Annotated in this window: 17 protein-coding genes and 3 tRNA genes; 6 read left to right on the top strand and 14 right to left on the bottom strand. The window is 70.2% G+C overall.

What is annotated here, in order from left to right:
* Positions 1 to 28: 28 nt before the first annotated feature.
* From rplK to OG878_RS17005, 4 genes are all read right to left on the bottom strand, one after another.
* Positions 29 to 463, bottom strand: a complete 435-nt coding sequence (rplK, locus tag OG878_RS16990; RefSeq protein ID WP_030914099.1) for a 50S ribosomal protein L11 — start codon at positions 461 to 463, stop codon at positions 29 to 31.
* Between the two features lie 176 nt (positions 464 to 639).
* Complete coding sequence (gene nusG / locus OG878_RS16995) at positions 640 to 1,539, bottom strand: transcription termination/antitermination protein NusG (RefSeq protein WP_328887566.1); 900 nt, start codon at positions 1,537 to 1,539, stop codon at positions 640 to 642.
* A gap of 73 nt (positions 1,540 to 1,612) precedes the next feature.
* Positions 1,613 to 1,900: a preprotein translocase subunit SecE gene (gene secE / locus OG878_RS17000; RefSeq protein ID WP_277327839.1), complete on the bottom strand. Its 288-nt coding sequence runs from the start codon at positions 1,898 to 1,900 to the stop codon at positions 1,613 to 1,615.
* A gap of 109 nt (positions 1,901 to 2,009) precedes the next feature.
* Positions 2,010 to 2,082, bottom strand: a tRNA-Trp gene (locus tag OG878_RS17005).
* Between the two features lie 225 nt (positions 2,083 to 2,307).
* Here OG878_RS17005 and OG878_RS17010 point away from each other — a divergent pair.
* Together OG878_RS17010 and OG878_RS17015 are read left to right on the top strand one after the other, a co-directional pair.
* On the top strand, positions 2,308 to 3,534 hold the full coding sequence (locus tag OG878_RS17010; protein ID WP_328887567.1) for a pyridoxal phosphate-dependent aminotransferase: 1,227 nt from the start codon (positions 2,308 to 2,310) through the stop codon (positions 3,532 to 3,534).
* A 158-nt stretch (positions 3,535 to 3,692) separates the two neighbouring features.
* On the top strand, positions 3,693 to 4,799 hold the full coding sequence (locus OG878_RS17015; protein ID WP_328887568.1) for an adenosine deaminase: 1,107 nt from the start codon (positions 3,693 to 3,695) through the stop codon (positions 4,797 to 4,799).
* Here the strand turns inward: OG878_RS17015 and OG878_RS17020 are convergent.
* Positions 4,734 to 5,345: a TetR/AcrR family transcriptional regulator gene (locus tag OG878_RS17020; protein WP_328887569.1), complete on the bottom strand. Its 612-nt coding sequence runs from the start codon at positions 5,343 to 5,345 to the stop codon at positions 4,734 to 4,736. The two genes, OG878_RS17015 and OG878_RS17020, sit on opposite strands and share 66 nt — an antisense overlap.
* Before the next feature lie 85 nt (positions 5,346 to 5,430).
* Here OG878_RS17020 and OG878_RS17025 point away from each other — a divergent pair, with 85 nt between their 5' ends.
* A complete protein-coding gene (locus OG878_RS17025) occupies positions 5,431 to 6,066 on the top strand; it encodes an NAD(P)-dependent oxidoreductase (RefSeq protein ID WP_328887570.1) in 636 nt (211 codons plus the stop codon).
* Between the two features lie 54 nt (positions 6,067 to 6,120).
* Here OG878_RS17025 and OG878_RS17030 read toward each other — a convergent pair whose 3' ends face one another.
* The 8 genes from OG878_RS17030 to OG878_RS17065 form a co-directional block, all read right to left on the bottom strand.
* Complete coding sequence (locus OG878_RS17030) at positions 6,121 to 7,176, bottom strand: UDP-N-acetylmuramate dehydrogenase (RefSeq protein ID WP_328887571.1); 1,056 nt, start codon at positions 7,174 to 7,176, stop codon at positions 6,121 to 6,123.
* A 72-nt stretch (positions 7,177 to 7,248) separates the two neighbouring features.
* A complete protein-coding gene (locus OG878_RS17035) occupies positions 7,249 to 8,700 on the bottom strand; it encodes an MFS transporter (protein ID WP_328887572.1) in 1,452 nt (483 codons plus the stop codon).
* Between the two features lie 75 nt (positions 8,701 to 8,775).
* Entirely contained in the window at positions 8,776 to 9,324 is a 549-nt protein-coding gene (locus tag OG878_RS17040) for a TetR/AcrR family transcriptional regulator (protein ID WP_328891271.1), read from the bottom strand.
* A 144-nt stretch (positions 9,325 to 9,468) separates the two neighbouring features.
* Positions 9,469 to 9,897 carry a MaoC family dehydratase gene (locus OG878_RS17045; RefSeq protein ID WP_328887573.1) on the bottom strand — a complete coding sequence of 143 codons (429 nt, stop codon included), beginning with the start codon at positions 9,895 to 9,897 and terminating at the stop codon, positions 9,469 to 9,471.
* Positions 9,897 to 10,349, bottom strand: coding sequence for a MaoC family dehydratase N-terminal domain-containing protein (locus OG878_RS17050; RefSeq protein WP_328887574.1), 453 nt, complete (start codon positions 10,347 to 10,349; stop codon positions 9,897 to 9,899). The genes OG878_RS17045 and OG878_RS17050 overlap by 1 nt, the downstream gene beginning before the upstream one ends.
* A gap of 119 nt (positions 10,350 to 10,468) precedes the next feature.
* Complete coding sequence (gene rpmG / locus OG878_RS17055) at positions 10,469 to 10,633, bottom strand: 50S ribosomal protein L33 (RefSeq protein WP_003956487.1); 165 nt, start codon at positions 10,631 to 10,633, stop codon at positions 10,469 to 10,471.
* Between the two features lie 89 nt (positions 10,634 to 10,722).
* Positions 10,723 to 10,795: transfer RNA gene (locus tag OG878_RS17060), tRNA-Met, on the bottom strand.
* Between the two features lie 47 nt (positions 10,796 to 10,842).
* Positions 10,843 to 10,915 (bottom strand) — tRNA-Thr (locus tag OG878_RS17065).
* Between the two features lie 322 nt (positions 10,916 to 11,237).
* Here OG878_RS17065 and OG878_RS17070 point away from each other — a divergent pair.
* Together OG878_RS17070 and OG878_RS17075 are read left to right on the top strand one after the other, a co-directional pair.
* Positions 11,238 to 12,488 (top strand): amidohydrolase family protein, encoded by a 1,251-nt coding sequence (locus OG878_RS17070; protein ID WP_328887575.1) that lies wholly within the window; start codon positions 11,238 to 11,240, stop codon positions 12,486 to 12,488.
* Positions 12,489 to 12,522: 34 nt separating this feature from the next.
* Positions 12,523 to 13,179 carry an NAD(P)H-binding protein gene (locus OG878_RS17075; RefSeq protein WP_328887576.1) on the top strand — a complete coding sequence of 219 codons (657 nt, stop codon included), beginning with the start codon at positions 12,523 to 12,525 and terminating at the stop codon, positions 13,177 to 13,179.
* A 609-nt stretch (positions 13,180 to 13,788) separates the two neighbouring features.
* Here the strand turns inward: OG878_RS17075 and OG878_RS17080 are convergent.
* Positions 13,789 to 14,985: an epoxide hydrolase family protein gene (locus OG878_RS17080; RefSeq protein WP_328887577.1), complete on the bottom strand. Its 1,197-nt coding sequence runs from the start codon at positions 14,983 to 14,985 to the stop codon at positions 13,789 to 13,791.
* Between the two features lie 222 nt (positions 14,986 to 15,207).
* Here OG878_RS17080 and OG878_RS17085 point away from each other — a divergent pair, with 222 nt between their 5' ends.
* Positions 15,208 to 17,994 (top strand): AAA family ATPase, encoded by a 2,787-nt coding sequence (locus OG878_RS17085; RefSeq protein ID WP_328887578.1) that lies wholly within the window; start codon positions 15,208 to 15,210, stop codon positions 17,992 to 17,994.
* The last annotated feature ends 125 nt before the right edge of the window (positions 17,995 to 18,119 follow it).

An 18,119-nucleotide genomic window follows, 5' to 3' on the forward strand; every position in this document is an offset into this window, starting at 1 on the left:
CCCTACCACTGAAGGACTACGGGGCTGATCAGCCCTCGACCGTGATGCCCATGGAACGGGCGGTGCCGGCGATGATCTTCGACGCGGCGTCCAGGTCGTTGGCGTTCAGGTCGGGCAGCTTGACCGTGGCGATCTCGCGGACCTGGGCGCTCGTGAGCTTCGCGACCTTGGTCTTGTGCGGCTCGCCGGAGCCCTTGTCCACACCTGCGGCCTTGAGGATGAGCTTGGCAGCCGGCGGGGTCTTCGTCACGAAGGTGAAGGAGCGGTCCTCGTAGACCGTGATCTCCACCGGCACGACCATGCCACGCTGCGACTCGGTCGCGGCGTTGTAGGCCTTGCAGAACTCCATGATGTTGACGCCGTGCTGGCCGAGCGCGGGGCCGACCGGCGGAGCCGGGTTCGCCGCACCGGCGTTGATCTGGAGCTTGATAAGCCCCGTGACCTTCTTCTTCTTGGGAGGCATTGCTCTCTCCGGGTCCTAGTGAGAGTTTTTCGCCGTCATCCGGATCATCCGGATGCAGGCATACCGCACAACGATAACGGGTATAGCTGTGCGACCAAAAACCGAGCAGGTCAGACGGGCTTTACAGCCCCTCTGACCTGCTCGGTAGGCATGTGTCCAGAAGTCGGTGAAAACCGTCAGTTCTTCTGGATCTGGTCGAAGCTGAGCTCGACCGGGGTCTCGCGACCGAAGATCTCGACGAGGCCCTTGACCTTCTTCGAGTCGGGGTTGATCTCGTTGATCGTCGCCTGCAGCGTCGCGAACGGGCCGTCGGTGACGGTGACCGAGTCGCCCACCTCGAAGTCCAGCACCTGGACCTCGACCTTGCGGGCCGGAACCGGCTTGCCCTCGGCCTCGGCGGCCTCGCGGGCGGCCTTCTCCTCGGCCTCCGGGGCGAGCATCTTGACGATCTCGTCCAGAGTCAGCGGGTACGGGTCATAGGCGTTGCCCACGAAGCCGGTGACACCCGGCGTGTTGCGGACGACACCCCAGGACTCGTTCGTCAGGTCCATGCGCACCAGGACGTAACCCGGGAGCTTGTTCTGACGGACGTTCTTCCGCTCGCCGTTCTTGATCTGGACGATCTCTTCCTCGGGCACTTCGGCCTGGTAGATGAAGTCCTCGACGTTGAGCGAAACGGCGCGCTGCTCCAGGTTGGCCTTCACGCGCTTCTCGTAGCCGGCGTACGTGTGGATGACGTACCACTCGCCGGGGAGACCGCGGAGCTCGTCGCGCAGAGCGGTGACGGCGTCGACCGGAGCGGCCGGCTCGGCCTCTTCGGCGGTCTCGTCGTCGCCCTCGGCGGACTCATCCTCGGCGGACTCCTCCTCGGAGTCGGCCGCAGGGGCCTCGTCCTCGTCGTCCTCGACGTTCACAGCGGCCTGCTCGGCGGGCTCGCCCGCGGCGTCGGCGTCGGCAGCTTCGGCCTGGTCCGACTCCACAGCGTCCGCCGCCTCGACGATCTCGAGCTCGTCCTCGGCGGACTCGAAGGCGCCCGCCGTCGGCTCGACGGCGTCGTTCAGGTTCGGGTCAGACACGGTGGCTGCTTCTTCCTGGATACAAATGGGTGGAACATGCGAAAGGGGCGCCCATGAGGCGCCCTCCGCCGGATCATCCGAAGACGTACTTGATGACCCGCTGGAATCCGAAGTCAATCACGGTCACAAGACCAATCATGACGACCACGAAGACAATCACCACGGACGTGTACGTCGTCAGCTGGTTGCGAGTCGGCCAGACAACCTTGCGCAACTCGGCGATGATCTGGCGGTAGAACAGCGCGAGCCGACCCATGGGGCCCTTCTTTCCGCGCTTGCCGCCCTTCCGAGTCTTCTTCTTCGACTCGGGAACTTCATCCTCGGCATCAGGCATGTCGATGGAGCCCACGGCGTCCGTCACGCTTCTCACCTGATTCCGGGTCATGGCCGCGCCGCGCCCGGTGAATCCGTCGCACGGCGGTGCATTGAAGTACGTACATGCGCACACATCCTGGCGAAGGAGTGTGTAGCAGGGCCGGAGGGACTTGAACCCCCAACCGCTGGTTTTGGAGACCAGTGCTCTACCAATTGAGCTACGACCCTTTGTGGTTTCCACCAACCTACCGCATCTTCCCCGATGCTTCGGGTGCAGGAACGGTGCGGCTGGTGAAGGCCAACGACAGGTGAGTGTACGTGCTCAGCGCCCCGGCGTCGAACAGATAGCTCCGGACAACTCCTGTCCGCTTCTTGTCCGCATCGTGTCCGAGTGCTGTCCGGTCCCTGAAACCCCTGTGCCGACGGGGATCGAGGTCTGGGACCATGGGCCCCATGAGCGCTGCAACTTCTCCCTCCGAGCGCCGGGTCTCCGCCCGCATCGGTGCAATCTCCGAGTCCGCCACCCTCGCCGTGGACGCCAAGGCCAAGGCCCTCAAGGCCGCCGGCCGTCCGGTGATCGGCTTCGGTGCCGGCGAGCCCGACTTCCCGACGCCCGGCTACATCGTCGACGCCGCCGTCGAGGCCTGCCGCAACCCGAAGTACCACCGCTACACCCCGGCAGGCGGGCTCCCCGAGCTCAAGGCCGCCATTGCGGAGAAGACGCTGCGCGACTCCGGTTACCAGGTCGACGCCTCCCAGATCCTGGTGACCAACGGCGGCAAGCAGGCCATCTACGAGGCGTTCGCCGCGATCCTCGACCCGGGCGACGAGGTCATCGTCCCCGCGCCGTACTGGACCACCTACCCCGAGTCGATCCGTCTGGCCGGCGGCGTCCCGGTGGACGTCGTGGCCGACGAGACCACCGGCTACCGCGTCTCCGTCGAGCAGCTGGAGGCGGCGCGCACCGAGCGTACGAAGGTCGTGCTGTTCGTCTCCCCGTCGAACCCGACCGGTGCGGTCTACAGCGAGGCCGACGCCAAGGCCATCGGCGAGTGGGCCGTCGAGCACGGCCTGTGGGTGCTCACCGACGAGATCTACGAGCACCTGGTCTACGGCAGCGCGACGTTCACCTCGCTGCCCGCGCTCGTGCCCGAGCTCCGCGAGAAGTGCATCGTGGTCAACGGCGTCGCCAAGACGTACGCGATGACCGGCTGGCGCGTGGGCTGGCTCATCGGGCCCAAGGACGTCGTCAAGGCCGCGACCAACCTGCAGTCGCACGCCACGTCCAACGTCTCGAACGTCGCCCAGGTCGCCGCGCTGGCCGCCGTCTCCGGGAACCTGGACGCGGTCGCCGAGATGCGGACCGCCTTCGACCGCCGCCGGCAGACCATCGTGCGGATGCTCAACGAGATCGACGGCGTGCTGTGCCCGGAGCCCGAGGGCGCGTTCTACGCGTACCCGTCGGTGAAGGCGCTGCTCGGCAAGGAGATCCGCGGCACGCGCCCGGCCACCTCGGTCGAGCTGGCGGCGCTGATCCTGGACGAGGCCGAGGTCGCGGTCGTCCCGGGCGAGGCCTTCGGCACGCCGGGCTACCTGCGGCTGTCGTACGCCCTGGGCGACGAGGACCTCGTCGAGGGCGTGTCGCGGATCCAGAAGCTGCTGGGCGAGGCGAAGGACTGACCTCCGCACCCCTGCGCACAGGTGCCCCCGGCCGAGGCCGGGGGCACCTTTTTTCGTGCCTGCTCTCCCTCAGACCGCCGTTCGAGCTCGCGTTCGATGGTCAATCCGATGGGGAAACCGGCTATCGCGACGGCACGCGGGTGCGGCAGGATCTTGGGATGGAGCGTGATGTTCGGCTGTTGCCCAAGGCCCACCTGCATTTGCATTTCACCGGGTCGATGCGGCCCACGACGCTGCTCGAACTCGCCGACAAGTACGGCGTGCGGCTGCCCGAGGCGCTGACCGGCGGCGAGCCGCCCAGACTGCGGGCGACGGACGAGCGCGGCTGGTTCCGCTTCCAGCGGCTCTACGACATCGCCAGGTCCTGTCTGCGGGAGCCCGAGGACATCCGGCGGCTGGTGCGCGAGACGGCCCAGGAGGACGTCGCGGACGGCTCCGGCTGGCTGGAGATCCAGGTCGACCCCACCTCGTACGCCCCGCTGCTCGGCGGACTCATCCCGGCAATCGAGATCATCCTGGACGCGGTGGACGCCGCAGCGCGCGAGACCGGGCTCGGGATCCGTGTGGTGATCGCGGCGAACCGGATGAAGCACCCGCTGGACGCGCGGACGCTGGCCCGGCTCGCGGTGCGGTACGCGGACCGGGGCGTCGTCGGCTTCGGGCTCTCCAATGACGAGCGGCGCGGGATGGCACGCGACTTCGACCGGGCCTTCGCCATCGCCAGGGAGGGCGGCCTGCTGGCGGCCCCGCACGGCGGGGAGCTGGCCGGCCCGTCGAGCGTGCGGGACTGTCTGGACGATCTCGACGCGGCCAGGATCGGACACGGTGTACGGGCCGCCGAGGACCCGCGGCTGCTGCGCAGACTGGCGGAGCGCGGGGTGACCTGCGAGGTGTGCCCGGCGTCGAACGTGGCGCTGGGCGTCTACGAGAAGCCGTCGGACGTACCCCTGCGCACTCTGTTCGAAGCCGGGGTGCCGATGGCACTCGGCGCGGACGATCCGCTGCTCTTCGGATCCCGGCTGGCCGCGCAGTACGAGCTCGTACGCCGCCACCACGCGTTCACGGACGAGGAGCTGGCGGAGCTGGCGCGGCAGTCCGTCCGGGGATCGGCCGCGCCCTCAGACGTGCGGGAGCGGCTGCTGGCGGGGGTCGACGACTGGCTGGCGAAGCCGGCCGGCGGCGAGGCCTCTCCCGTCGGCTCAGGCCTGTGTGCCGATCCCGTGCAGCACCGTGCGCGCGACGGACGCGGCGAACTCGTCGAGTGACTGCGGAGGGCGGCCCTCCGCAGTCGCGTCGTAGGCGAAGGCACGCTGGACGCAGGCGCCGAGCAGCAGCGACGCGGCCGCGTAGGTGTCGGCGCTCGACCGCACACGGCCGGCCGCCTGTTCGCTGCGGAGGTAGCCGGCGAGGCCCCGGATCGGCATGTGCGGACCGGTACCGAGCTCGCGCATGGCCGCGTCGTGGCGGTTCTTGAGCCGCGGTTCCGCGTAGAGCGAGGCGGCGATCGGGAAGCTCTGGGCGTAGAAGAGCGCGGCCTGACGGGCGACCTCGGTGAGATTCTCCTCGACGGTCCGCTCCCCCGCCCCCGGGTCGGCGGTCAGCCGCTGCAGCAGCGGGTTGAGCTTGGGCAGCCGCTCCTTGAGCACGGCCACGAAGAGCTCCTCCTTGCTGGGGAAGTGCTTGTAGAGCGCCGCCTCCGAACAGCCCGCGGCCCGGGCGATCTCCTTGGTGGTCGCCCGGGCCAGGCCGATGGTGAGCATCAGCTGGTGGGCGGCGTCGATGATGCGGACGCGGGCCGGCTTCTGCTCCATGTGCACTCCGTGAGGCTTGACGCGTGGTAAGTATCCGCTCACTCTAGGGGTGAGTGAATACTTACCCACCCCAGGAGGGTGCGCAATGAGACTCACGGTGTTCGGTGCGACAGGCGGCATCGGCCAGGAAATCGTCCGACAGGCCGTGGTCGCGGGCCACGACGTGACGGCGGTGGTCCGCGATCCGGCGCGGCTGCCGGTTCCCCTCTCCGACCTCACGGTTCACACGGTGGCGCGGATCGACGATCCGGAGGCGCTGCGCGAGGCGGTCACCGGGCGGGACGCGGTGCTTTCGGGGCTCGGCTCACGCAGCCGCAGGGCCGACGGGATCGCCGAGCGGCTCACCGGCGCGGTGATCCGGGCGATGGAGGCCGAGGGGGCGCGGCGGCTGCTCGTGGTGAGCGCGGCCCCGGTCGCGCCGGAGCCCGCGGACGACCCGCTGCTGGACCGGATGATGCTGAAGGCGATCGGCGCGATCCTCAAGGAGGTCTACGCCGACCTGACGCTGATGGAGGCCGCGCTGGCCCGCAGCGCCACAGACTGGACGTCGGTACGGCCGCCGAAGCTCACCAACGGGCCGCTGACGGGGGCGTACCGGACGGTCCACGGCAGCAACCCGCGCAGCGGCCGGTCCATCTCGCGGGCCGATGTGGCGCACGCGATGCTGGCGCTGATCGACGATCCGGCTGCGGTGAAGCAGGGCGTGGGCGTGGCGTACTGACGCCGACGCCCCGTGCGCCCCGCGCCGGCGCTCGGACGGCCCGTGCGGCGGGCCTCAGAGGCTGACGCCGACCGTCACCGGTTCATTGACGAGCGTGACCCCGAAGGCGTCGTGGACCCCCGCGACGACCTCGCGGGCGAGCGCGAGCAGATCCTCGGTGGTCGCCTCGCCGCGGTTGGTGAGGGCGAGCGTGTGCTTGGTGGAGATACGGGCGGGGCCGGTTCCGTACCCCTTGGTGAATCCGGCCCTGTCGATGAGCCAGGCCGCCGAGGTCTTGGTGTGTCCCCCGCCCGCGGGGAAGGCGGGGGGCGTCACCTCGGGTCCGAGCCGGTCCTGGACGCGGGCGAGGAACGCTTCGAACTGCGCGCCGTCGAGGATCGGGTTGGTGAAGAAGGAGCCCGCCGACCAGGTGTCGTGGTCCTCCGGATCCAGCACCATGCCCTTGCCGGCGCGGAGCCGGAGCACGGTCTCGCGGGCGGCCGCCGCGGGCACCCGGTCGCCCTGCTCGACACCCATGGCGCGGGCCGTTTCGGGGTACTTCAGAGGCGCGGAGAGTCCACCCGCGTCTTCCAGTGCGAACCGGACACGCAGCACCACGAAGCGGTCGGGTTCGGCCTTGAAGCGACTGTGCCGGTACGAGAATGCGCACTCGGCGTTCGGAATGGTGACCGTTTCACGGGTGTACCGGTCGTAGGCGACGACCTCCGTGATGGTCGACGCCACCTCCTGGCCGTATGCACCGACGTTCTGGATCGGTGTCGCGCCCGCGGAGCCGGGGATTCCGGCCAGACACTCGATGCCGGCGAGACCGGCCTCGACGGTCCGGGCCACGGCGTCCGTCCAGACCTCGCCGGCGGCCAGCTCCAGCGCCGTGCCGGCCGGCTCGAAGCCCTTGGTCGCGATGCGCAGGGCGGTGCCCTCGAAGCCCTTGTCGCCGATGACCAGATTGCTGCCGCCGCCGATGACGAGAAGCGGGGTGCCGCTGTCGTCGGCCTCGCGCACGGCCGCGACCACCTCGGCGTCGGTCGTCGCCGTCAGGAGACGGGCCGCGGGGCCGCCGAGCCGGAAGGTGGTCAGGGGGGCGAGGGGGGCATCGTGGAGTTCCTGCACGGGGACAAGAGTACGGTCCGTGGCCCCACCGCTCGGGCGGGGCCACGGACCGCATGCATACCGGGCCATGGATCAGGCGGCGACCGGGGCCACCCGCCCCTCGGCCGGCTCCACACCCGCCCCCGGGTCCACCGCGGGCGCCGGTGTGGTGCGGCGGCCCGGGATCAGCAGGGCGGCGACAGCGGCGAGCGCCACCACCCCGGCGCCGATCCAGACCGCCGGGACGGTCCCGTCCGTGAAGGAATCCGCGGAGCCGTAACCGCCCTGCGCCGAGAAGACCGAGCCGAGCACCGCGACACCGAGGGCGCCACCGACCTCGCGCAGGGAGTTGTTGGCGCCGGAGGCGATGCCCTGCTCGGCGGGGCGGACGCTGGACATCACCAGGCTGGCGGCCGGCGCGAAGTAGAGCGCCATGCCGATGCCGCCGATCATCAGGGCGGGCAGTTGGGTGGTGTACGGGACGTCGGGAGCGATGATCATGGCGAAGAGGGCCAGTCCGACGGCCTGGAGCGCGAGGCCGGTGACGACGACCGGACGGCCGCCGAACCGGTCGGAGAGATATCCGGCGATCGGGGCGACCAGCATCGGCATGCCCGTCCAGGGCAGCATGCGCAGCCCGGCCTCGCTCGGTGAGTAACCCAGCACGCCCTGGAAGTACTGGCTGAGCAGGAAGATCGAGCCGAACATCCCGAGGAACATCAGCAGGCCGGCCATGTTGATCCCGAAGAAGCCGCGGTTGCGGAAGAGCCGCATGGGCAGCATGGGGTTCTTCGCGTGGAATCCGTGGTGGACGAATCCGCCGATCAACGCGGTACCGGCGATCAGCCCGGTGAGGACCGTGGGGCTGGTCCAGCCGTCGGCGTTGGCGTTGACCAGCCCGTAGACGATGCCGAAGAGTCCGCCGCTGACCAAGAGGGTGCCGGCGATGTCGAGCCGGGCGTTCGGGGCGTACGACTCCGCCAGACGCAGCCGGGCCAGCGGCAGCAGAACCAGGCCGATCGGCACGTTCAGCCAGAAGATCCACTGCCAGGAGAGGTGCTCGGTGAGACTGCCTCCGATCAGGGGCCCACTGGCGACGGCCAGTCCGGTGACGGCGCTGAAGATGCCGAGCGCCATGCCCCGGCGGGCGGCCGGCACGGCGGCCGTGAGCAGGGTGAGCGTCAGCGGCATCATGATCGCCGCACCCACCCCCTGGACGGCACGGAAGGCGATCAGTTCGTTGATCCCGGACGACAGGGCCGCGGCGGCGGAGGCACCGGTGAAGACGGTGAGCCCGGCGAGGAAGAGCCGTCTCCGGCCGAACCGGTCACCGAGGGCCGCCCCGAACATCAGCAGAACGGCGAAGGTCAGGGTGTACGCGTTCACCGTCCATTCGAGCTCCGGCAGTTCGCCGCCGAGGCTCTCGCGGATGGAGGGCAGGGCGGTGGTGACGACGAGATTGTCGAGCGCCGCCATGAAGCTGGCGACACTGGTGATGACGAGGGCCCAGACCGCTCCTGAGCGGCCTGCGGTGTGCTGGCTCACTACTCCCCCTGAGGGTTAGTTATTGATTACTAACTTTGATGGGCAGAAAACCGGGCCGAACCCGGGGAGCACTGTTCAGACGGTCGGCCGAGCCGAGGGGTAGAAACCGGCCCACACGCGGTGGTCGGACGGGAAGCCGAGCGAGGCCAGGGTGTTGATGAGCATGCCGTAAGCGAGGAATGTCGTGGTCCCGCCGACATCGGCACCGAGCGCGAGATGGATCTCGTCCCACATCTGCAGCCAGCCGGCCCGCGCCGACTCGCCGAATTCGTGGTCCCCGGCCGCCTCGGCCGCGGCGACCGCCGCGTACATCTGCATCTGCATCAGCAACTTGTCCGGGTCGTCGACGATGAGGCGCTGATACGCCGTCGCCATGGCCTGGAGCGCTTCCTCGCCGTCCAGCCCGTCACCGGCCTCCGCGAAGACCTTCCGGGTGTCCGCCAGGCAGCGGTTGGACGCGGCGAGGAACATGGCCTGCTTGCTCGGGAAGAGGCGGAAGAGATACGGCTGCGAGACACCGACCCGTTTGGCGATCGCCTCCGTGGAGGTGCCGTCGTACCCGCCGCGGGCGAACTCGGCGATCGCCGCGAGGATGACGCTCTCGCGCCGCTCTTCTGCACTCATCCTGGCCATGCAGCTAAGTTAGTACTCAATCACTAACTTGGTCAAGCGCTCTACGGCGCCGCTCCGGAAGCGACGCAGAAGGCCGACGCGTAAGGGGCACCCACCATGGGTGGATGCCCCTTACGCACAGACTCGTGTGGCGGCTCAGGCGAGCTGCACGACGGCACGGGACATGCCCAGCACCTTCTTGCCCTCACTCATGGCCGTCACATCCACCCGCACCTGGTTGTCGTCCAGCAGGGCGGCGACCTTGGCGCTGACCTCGACCAGCGCCCCCTTGTCGTCGTTCGGCACGACGACCGGCTTGGTGAACCGCACCCCGTACTCGACCACCGCACCCGGGTCCCCGACCCAGTCCGTGACCACCCGGATCGCCTCGGCCATCGTGAACATGCCGTGCGCGATCACGTCCGGCAGCCCGACCTCACGCGCGAACTTCTCGTTCCAGTGGATCGGGTTGAAGTCACCGGAGGCCCCCGCGTACTGCACGAGCGTCGCCCGGGTCACCGGGAAGGACTGTGCCGGCAGCTCCGTACCGACCTCGACCGACTTGTACGCAACCTTCGCCGTCATCACGCCTCCTCGGCGGCGCGCGCCACCAGCTTCGTCCACGCGGTCACGACATGCTCGCCGGCCTCGTCGTGGACCTCGCCACGGACGTCGAGGATGTCGTTGCCCGCCAGGGACTTGATGCCCTCGATCGTCGAAGTGACCGTCAGCCGGTCCCCCGCACGCACCGGACGCACGTACACGAACTTCTGGTCACCGTGCACCACGCGGCTGTAGTCCAGACCCAGCTGCGGGTCCTGCACCACCTGCCCGGCGGCCTTGAAGGTGATCGAGAAGACGAAGGTCGGCGGCGCGATCACATCGGAATGCCCCAGCGCACGGGCGGCCTCCGGATCCACGTATGCCGGATTGGGGTCGCCCACCGCCTCGGCGAACTCACGGATCTTCTCCCGGCCGACCTCGTACGGCGCGGTGGGCGGATAGGTCCGCCCCACGAAGGACTGGTCGAGCGCCATGGGCTCGCTACCTCCTGATGGAAAGACGAATGGGCCGGAAGAGCGGCCCTGCACAGAACAGCCCTGTACAACGACACGAGGCCGCCCCCAGTGGGGACGGCCTCGTGTACGAGCCTGATTCAGCGGGTTTCGCGGTGCGCAGTGTGCGAGTTGCAGCGCGGGCAGTGCTTCTTCATCTCAAGACGGTCCGGGTTGTTACGCCGGTTCTTCTTGGTGATGTAGTTCCGCTCCTTGCACTCCACGCAGGCCAGCGTGATCTTCGGGCGGACGTCGGTGGCAGCCACGTGAGTGCTCCTTGGACGGACGGATGGACGGATGAACGCAAAAAAGAGTAGCCGATCGAAGGACCGACCCCACAATCGGCTACCGTAAGTAGCGGTGACCGGACTTGAACCGGTGACACAGCGATTATGAGCCGCTTGCTCTACCGACTGAGCTACACCGCTTTGATGACGGATCCCCCCGCCGTGAGGCGGGGTTCTCCGATCACCAGAGCCCCAATACGGAATCGAACCGTAGACCTTCTCCTTACCATGGAGACGCTCTACCGACTGAGCTATTGGGGCGAGCGATGAAGACATTACACGGTCTCTCGCCGATCGCCCAAATCCGTTTCGCAGCCCCCCGCCCCGGCGTGGATCCACCCCGCCCCGATCCCCGGACCGGCGGCCCGCCCATGACCGGCCGAAGACCCCACAGGCCGCCTGATCAGCGACTTGATCCGCTCCCCGGCCACCCCCGCGCAGCCCGCCCACACCCGCCCCGTCCACCTCGTCGGCCTCGCCGGGCCACACCGGTACGACTATTGCGCTCCTGCCCGGACCCGCACGACCGCACCCCTAGGCTCGACTCACTCTGCGTGATCTTGCATCCCCGACCAGGAGCGCAATGCCCGACAGCCAGCCGCGGCAGCCGGACGACCCCGCCGCCGAAGCCACCGCGCTCGCGCTGTGCGGCGCCCGCCTCACCGACGGACGCATCGTGGACGTACGGCTGGGGGACGGACGCATCGAGGCCGTCGGCACCGCGGGCAATCTCACCTCGCCCGGCGCCCGCGTGGACCTCCGCGGCTACCTCCTGCTCCCCGCCCCTGCCGAACCCCACACCCACAGCGACACCGCCCTCACCGCGGACCGCGCCGGCCCGGGACCCGCCTCCCACCATCCCGACGACATCCAGCGTCGCGCCACCGAGGCCGCCCTCCTGCAACTCGGCCACGGCGCCACCGCGCTGCGTTCCCACGTCCGGATCGGGGACGCGACGGGGCTGGCCCCGCTCGAGGCCGTCCTCCAGGCACGCCGCTCCCTGCACGGCCTCACCGACCTCACCCCCGTCGCCGTACCCCGCCTGCTCACCGGCATCGCAGGCGCCGACAGCCTCGCCATGCTCCGCGACGCCGTGAAAATGGGGGCCGCCGTCGTCGGCGGCTGCCCCGACATCGACCCCGACCCCGCCGGGTACGCCGAAGCCGTCCTGGAGATCGCCGCCGCACACGGCTGCCCGGTCGACCTGCATACGGACGGTGACGATCCGGCCCGGCTGACCCGACTCGCCGCCATGGCGGCCGGACTGCGGCACGGAGTCTCCATCGGCCCGTGCGCCGGCCTCTCCCATCTGCCGCCGCAGACCATGATCCGCGCCGCCGATCAGCTCGCCGCCGCCGGAGTGACCGTGATCTGCCTCCCCCAGGGCGGCTGCAGCGGGACGGAACGCCGCGGCACCGCTCCGGTACGGCTCCTGCGCGCGGCCGGAGTGCGGGTCGCAGCCGGCAGCGGAGCACTGCGCGATGTCGCGAACCCGGTGGGCCGCGGCGACCCGCTGGAAGCCGCCTACCTTCTCGCGTCGCAGAGCGGACTACCGGCCGAGGCCGCCTACGGCACGGTGTCCGCCGCCGCCAGGGAGGTCATGGGGCTGCCCGAGGTCCGGGTCGAGGCAGGCTTCCCTGCCGAACTCCTCGCCGTACGCGGCGAACAGCTCGCCGGCGTGCTCTCGCTCGCCTACAGCCGAATCGTCGTGCACCGCGGGCGAGTGGTGGCGCGCACCAGTGCCGTACGCGAGTACTGCGACTCGGAGACCGTCGTGGCCCTCGACCTGCCACGCCAGGGACGACCGGATTCCGGTCCCTGCGGCGGGCCTTGAGCACGGAGGCGCAGTCCGGCGTACGGTCGTGACCATGCGCATTGTCATCGCAGGTGGACATGGTCAGATCGCGCTGCGGCTGGAGCGGCTGCTCGCTGCGCGCGGAGATGAGGCCGCAGGCGTCATCCGCAATCCGGAACAGGGCGACGACCTCCGGGCGGCCGGCGCCGAACCGGTCGTCCTGGACCTCGAATCGGCCACCGTGGAACAGGCCGCAGAGGTCCTGCGCGGCGCCGACGCGGCCGTCTTCGCAGCCGGTGCGGGCCCGAACAGCGGCAGAGAACGCAAGGACACGGTGGACCGCGCCGCGGCGGTGCTGTTCGCGGACGCGGCGGAACGGGCCGGCGTACGGCGCTATGTCGTGGTTTCGGCCATGGGTGCCGACCCGGACCACCCGGGTGACGAGGTCTTCGACGCGTACCTGAGGGCCAAGGGCGCCGCCGACGCGTACGTACGCTCCAGGCCCGGTCTCGACTGGACGATCCTGCGCCCCGGGATGCTGACGAACGACGCAGGCACCGGACAGGTCCTGATGGCCGTGTCGACGGGGCGCGGGCCGGTGGCGCGCGACGATGTGGCGGCGGCGCTGCTGGAGTTGCTGGACACCCCCGCGACGGCAGGTCTGACGCTGGAACTGATCTCCGGGAACGTGCCGGTGTCGGTGGCGGTGAAGGACGTCGCGGGGAACTGACGGCATGGGCGGGGCGACGGGGGACGGGGCGTCGCGGGATCGACGGGGCGAGGGACGGGCGCGCCGGGCCCCTCTCTTCGGTCCGGACCGGCCCTCTCCGCCCACCCCCGCCAACTGCGTGGAGCGCGAAGCTGGTTGGGCCGAACGAGCGACCATCGCCTTAGCGTGTCGTTGCCACAGCGAGTGGCCCGGACCGGCCGTCCCGCCCTGCCCCACCGGACCGTGCTGCGCGCCACCGGATCCCCACGGGTCCGACAGGGCAGCGCGCAACGCTCGGTGCACGCGGGGCAGACACGAACTCAGACAGCGGATCGGCCCTGGCCGAACACGTGCAGGAGGCCCGGAAAACGACTGAGCCCCCGACCAGACATGCTGGTCGGGGGCTCAGTTCGATTGGCGGCGCTGGATATCGGACCTGGGCAGGCCGAGCCGGAAGACGCGCAGCGGCTCCATTCACCCCTGCGACCTGCGCGGTTTCCTGGAGCCTGGTGCTGTCGCCGGACACCCGGGACGGTCCCCCCAGCTGTCCACCTCCGGGGAGCGGGCCGCCCCGGGAATGCGCCGTCAACTCCCGCCGGACTTACGCCTGCAGGCGTCAGGGGCGGTCGGTCACCGCAGGGTGCGGAAGCCCGTACGGACCTCGTTCACGAAGAGCTCCGGCTGCTCCCAGGCCGCGAAGTGGCCGCCCTTGGGAAGCCTGTTGTAGTGGACGAGGTTGGGGTACGCCTGCTCCGCCCAGCTCTTGGGCGCCTGGTAGAGCTCGTCGGGGAAGACGCTCACGGCGACCGGGAGCTTGACGTTGTTGATACCGAAGAACGAGGTGGTGTTCTCCGCGTAGAGACGGGCCGCGGAGATCGCCGTGTTGGTCAGCCAGAACAGTGTGATGTTGTCCAGGACGTCGTCCCGGGACAGGCCCTCGGTCACACCGTCGAAGGCCCGGGAGATCATGGCCAGGCTGGCCTTGTCGTGGTCGAGCATGAAGGCCGCCAGACCGACCGGGGAGTCCGCCAGCCCGGTCAGCGACTGCGGGCGGTCGCCCATCATGTACGCGTAGTAGACGTGCTGGTAGACAAAGCCCAGCTGCTCGACGGCCGCCTTCTCCTCCTCGGACAGCGACAGGCCCTCGGGCAGCGGGTTGCCCTTGGCGAGGGCGGCGTCGATGCCGGCCGGGATCACCTTGGGCATGTTGGTGTGGATGCCGACCAGGCCCTCGGGCTCCTGCGCGCCCATCAGGTCGGTGACGATCGCGCCCCAGTCGCCGCCCTGTGCGACGTACTTGGTGTAGCCCAGGCGCTTCATCAGTTCACCCCACGCACGGGCGGTGCGCTCGGGGCTCCAGCCCTTGGCCGTGGGCTTGCCGGAGAAGCCGTAGCCGGGCATCGAGGGGATCACCACGTGGAAGGCGTCCGAGGCGTCGCCGCCGTGGGCCATCGGGTTGGTGAGCGGCTCGATGATCTTCAGCTGTTCGACGACAGAACCAGGCCAGCCGTGCGTGACGATCACCGGCAGGGCGTTCTCGTGCTTCGAGCGGACGTGGATGAAGTGGATGTCCAGCCCGTCGATCTCGGTGATGAACTGCGGGTAGGAGTTCAGCTTCGACTCGACCTTGCGCCAGTCGTACTCCTCGGCCCAGTACCGCGCCAGTTCCTGAACGGTGGCGAGCTGCGTGCCCTGGGACTGGTCCTCGACGGTCTCCCGCTCGGGGAAACGCGTCGCCTTGATGCGTGCGCGCAGATCCTCGAGCTCCGCCTCGGGGAACTGGAACGCGAACGGACGGATCGCCGTCGACGCGGAAGTGTCAGACATGTCGTAATTCTCCTTGCTGTGTCAGCGGCTCCGTGCCGCGGGCTCTTCCACGGTGGACGGGGGCGGCGCGCGTCGCCCCGGGGAAACTCCCGGGGATGGCCCCGTGACCGGACCCCGTGGCCAGACCCTGGGGGCGGCCCGAGTCCGCCGAACGCCAAAAAGCACCCGAAGGGGAATAAAGTCATATGAAGGGGTAAATCAACGCATCAGGGAGATGGGTCCATGGGCGTGCCCGCCATCGATGCACAGGCGGCTCTACGCGGCCGGGGCCAGGAGATGGCTGCAGTGGACCGGGTCCTGGCCACGGCGCGGACGGACAGCAGCGCGGTGCTGGTGCTTCGCGGAGCGGCCGGTATCGGCAAGACCGCGTTGCTGGACTACGCGGCCGGCCGTGCGGACGGGTTCCGCACCGTCGCCGTCGCGGGCATCGAGTCGGAGATGGAGCTCCCGTTCGCGAGCCTGCACCAGCTGTGCGCTCCCCTGCTGGGCCGGCTCGGCGAGCTGCCGGCACCCCAGCGCGATGCGTTGTCCGTCACCTTCGGACTGCGGGAGGGCGGGCCGCCGCAGCGCTTCCTGGTGGGCCTGGCGGTGCTGAGCCTGCTGGCCCGCGCCGCCGTGGATCGGCCCGTGGCCTGCCTCGTCGACGATGCGCAGTGGCTTGATGAAGGGTCTTTGCAGGTGCTGGCGTTCGTCGCCAGGCGCTTGGTGGCCGAACCGGTGGCTTTGATCTTTGCCCGGCGGGATTCGGCCGACGGCCGCGAGCTGGCAGGTCTGCCGGAACTGATCGTCAAGGGGCTGAGGGACCCCGAGGCGCGTGCCCTGCTGGCATCGGCTGTCCGCGTGCCGTTCGATCCGCTGGTACGGGAGCGGATCGTGGCCGAGGCGCACGGTAATCCGATGGCGCTGCTGCAGCTGCCGCGCGCGCTCGCGCCCGCCGAACTGGCGGGCGGCTTCGGGTTCCCCACCGGAGGTCCTGTGGCCGGCAGCATCGAGGCCGTCCTCCACCAGCGGTTCCAGATGCTGCCGGAGGAGAGCCGGCGGCTCCTGATAACCGGCGCGGCCGAGCCGACCGGGGACGTGGGCCTGTTGTGGCGCGCGGCCGGCCTGCAGGGGATCCCCGCGGCCTCGGCCGCCACGGCTGCCGAGGCCGCGGGCCTGGTCGAGTTCGGCACGATAGTGAGGTTCCACCATCCTCTGGTGCGCTCGGCCGTGTACCAGAGGACGTCCGCACCACAGCGCCGGGCGGCGCACCAGGCGCTGGCGGAGGCCACCGATCCCCACCTCGACCCCGACCGCAGGGCCTGGCACCGCGCCCACGCCGCCGCCCGGCCCCAGGAGAGCGTCGCCTTCGACCTGGAGCGCTCGGCGTGCCGGGCCAGGGGCAGGGGAGGTGCTGCTGCGGCGGCGGCGTTCCTGCGGCGGGCGGCCGAGCTGACGCCCGATCCCGGGCGCCGCGTCACCCGGGCGCTGGCCGCCGCCCAGGCCACGATCGATGCCGGCGGGGTCGATCAGGCCCACAGCATGCTGGCGGTCGCGGAGGCCGGCCCGCTCGACGACCTGCAGCGTGCCCGGCTCGAGCGGCTGCGGGCCCGCCTGGTGTTCTCGCAGGTACGCGGCGGCGACGCGCCCCGGCTGCTGCTCGACGCCGCGCACCGGCTGGCGCCGCTCGACGCCGCCCTGGCCCGTGACACCCTGCTGGAAGCGTTCGGCGCGGCGATGTTCGCCGGTCGGCTGAGTGAAGGGCCCGGGCTGCGAGAAGTGGCAGAGGCGGCCCGCGCCGGACCGTCGCCGTCGTCCCCGCCGCGGATGGTCGACGTCCTCCTGGACAGCCTGACCCGCCTGATCATCGACGGCCACGCCGCCGGCGTCGACGCTCTCCGGCACGCGATGCACGTCGTCTGGCGGCAGCAGGGATCAGGCACGACGGATGAGGACCGGCGCTGGATGTGGCTGGCGTGTCGGGTGACACCGGAGCCTCTCGCGCCGGAGCTGTGGGACGACGACGCATGGCAGGAACTGGCGACCGGCGCCGTGGGCATCGCCCGCGAGGCGGGGGCGCTCGCCGTCCTCCCGATGGCGCTGACGTACCAGGCGTGCTTCCTCGTGCATACCGGCGAGTTCGACACCGCGGCGGCTCTGATCGACGAGGCGACCGCGATCTCGGAGGCGGTGGGCGGCGTCCCCATGATGTACAGCTCGCTGCTGGTCGCCGCCTGGCGCGCCCAGGAGTCCCCGGCCCGGGAACTCATCGAGACCACCGCCGAAGAGGTGGTCGCCCGAGGGGAGGGACGCGCGCTCAGCCTGACCGAGTACGCCACGGCGGTACTGAACAACGGCCTCGGCCACTACGACGCCGCGCTGGCAGCCGCGGCGCACGTCTGCCAGTACGAGGACCTGGGATTCTTCGGGTGGGCCCTGTTCGAACTGATCGAGGCGGCCGCCCGCGGCGGGCACCCCGAGGCCGGCGCCTGGGCGCTGGACAAGCTCACCGAACGCACACGCGCGAGCGGTACCGACTGGGCCCTGGGTCTGGCAGCGTGCTCGCGCGCGCTCCTGAGCGACGACCGGGACGCCGATGCGCTCTACCAGGAGGCGATCGAGCGTCTCGGACGCTGCCGGATCGCCGTCCACCTGGCCCGCGCCCGCCTGCTGTACGGCGAGTGGCTGCGTCGCCGCAACCGCCGCCAGGAAAGCCGCGATCAGCTGCGCTCCGCCTACGAGGCGTTCAGCCGGTTCGGAGCCGACGGCTTCGCGGAGCGCGCCCGCAGGGAGCTCCTGGCGACCGGGGAGACCGTGCGCAAGCGGACGGTCGACACGCTCTCCGAACTCACCAGCCAGGAAACCCAGATCGCCGGGCTGGCCAGAGACGGGCACACCAATCCCGAGATCGCCGCCCAGCTGTTCATCAGTCCACGCACCGTGGAATGGCACCTCGGCAACGTGTTCACCAAGCTCGGAGTCAGCTCCCGCAGGCAACTGCGCTCGGTGTTGTCCCCTCCGAACCGGTGACACTGACGGCATGACCAACGGAGGGCCGCCCGACAGGCCGGCGTCGCCGCAGGACCGTTCCGGGCCCCGGGCCGGTGCCGGCTATTCGCTGGACCTGCCCGTTGAAGCACCGCCGCTGCGGCCCG

It is taken from the genome of Streptomyces sp. NBC_00316 (assembly GCF_036158715.1).
Classification (GTDB): Bacteria; Actinomycetota; Actinomycetes; order Streptomycetales; family Streptomycetaceae; genus Streptomyces.

What these genes read in the sequence shown, in the direction of transcription:
- OG878_RS17010 (WP_328887567.1), top strand. Translation starts at nt 2,308, where the DNA reads ATGAGCGCTGCAACTTCTCCCTCCGAGCGCCGGGTCTCCGCCCGCATC.
- OG878_RS17085 (WP_328887578.1), top strand. Translation starts at nt 15,208, where the DNA reads ATGGGCGTGCCCGCCATCGATGCACAGGCGGCTCTACGCGGCCGGGGC.
- OG878_RS17050 (WP_328887574.1), bottom strand. Translation starts at nt 10,349, where the DNA reads ATGGCGCTCGACCAGTCCTTCGTGGGGCGGACCTATCCGCCCACCGCG.
- OG878_RS17075 (WP_328887576.1), top strand. Translation starts at nt 12,523, where the DNA reads ATGCGCATTGTCATCGCAGGTGGACATGGTCAGATCGCGCTGCGGCTG.
- OG878_RS17025 (WP_328887570.1), top strand. Translation starts at nt 5,431, where the DNA reads ATGAGACTCACGGTGTTCGGTGCGACAGGCGGCATCGGCCAGGAAATC.
- OG878_RS17070 (WP_328887575.1), top strand. Translation starts at nt 11,238, where the DNA reads ATGCCCGACAGCCAGCCGCGGCAGCCGGACGACCCCGCCGCCGAAGCC.
- rplK (WP_030914099.1), bottom strand. Translation starts at nt 463, where the DNA reads ATGCCTCCCAAGAAGAAGAAGGTCACGGGGCTTATCAAGCTCCAGATC.
- OG878_RS17080 (WP_328887577.1), bottom strand. Translation starts at nt 14,985, where the DNA reads ATGTCTGACACTTCCGCGTCGACGGCGATCCGTCCGTTCGCGTTCCAG.
- OG878_RS17040 (WP_328891271.1), bottom strand. Translation starts at nt 9,324, where the DNA reads ATGAGTGCAGAAGAGCGGCGCGAGAGCGTCATCCTCGCGGCGATCGCC.
- OG878_RS17020 (WP_328887569.1), bottom strand. Translation starts at nt 5,345, where the DNA reads ATGGAGCAGAAGCCGGCCCGCGTCCGCATCATCGACGCCGCCCACCAG.
- OG878_RS17045 (WP_328887573.1), bottom strand. Translation starts at nt 9,897, where the DNA reads ATGACGGCGAAGGTTGCGTACAAGTCGGTCGAGGTCGGTACGGAGCTG.
- OG878_RS17015 (WP_328887568.1), top strand. Translation starts at nt 3,693, where the DNA reads ATGGAGCGTGATGTTCGGCTGTTGCCCAAGGCCCACCTGCATTTGCAT.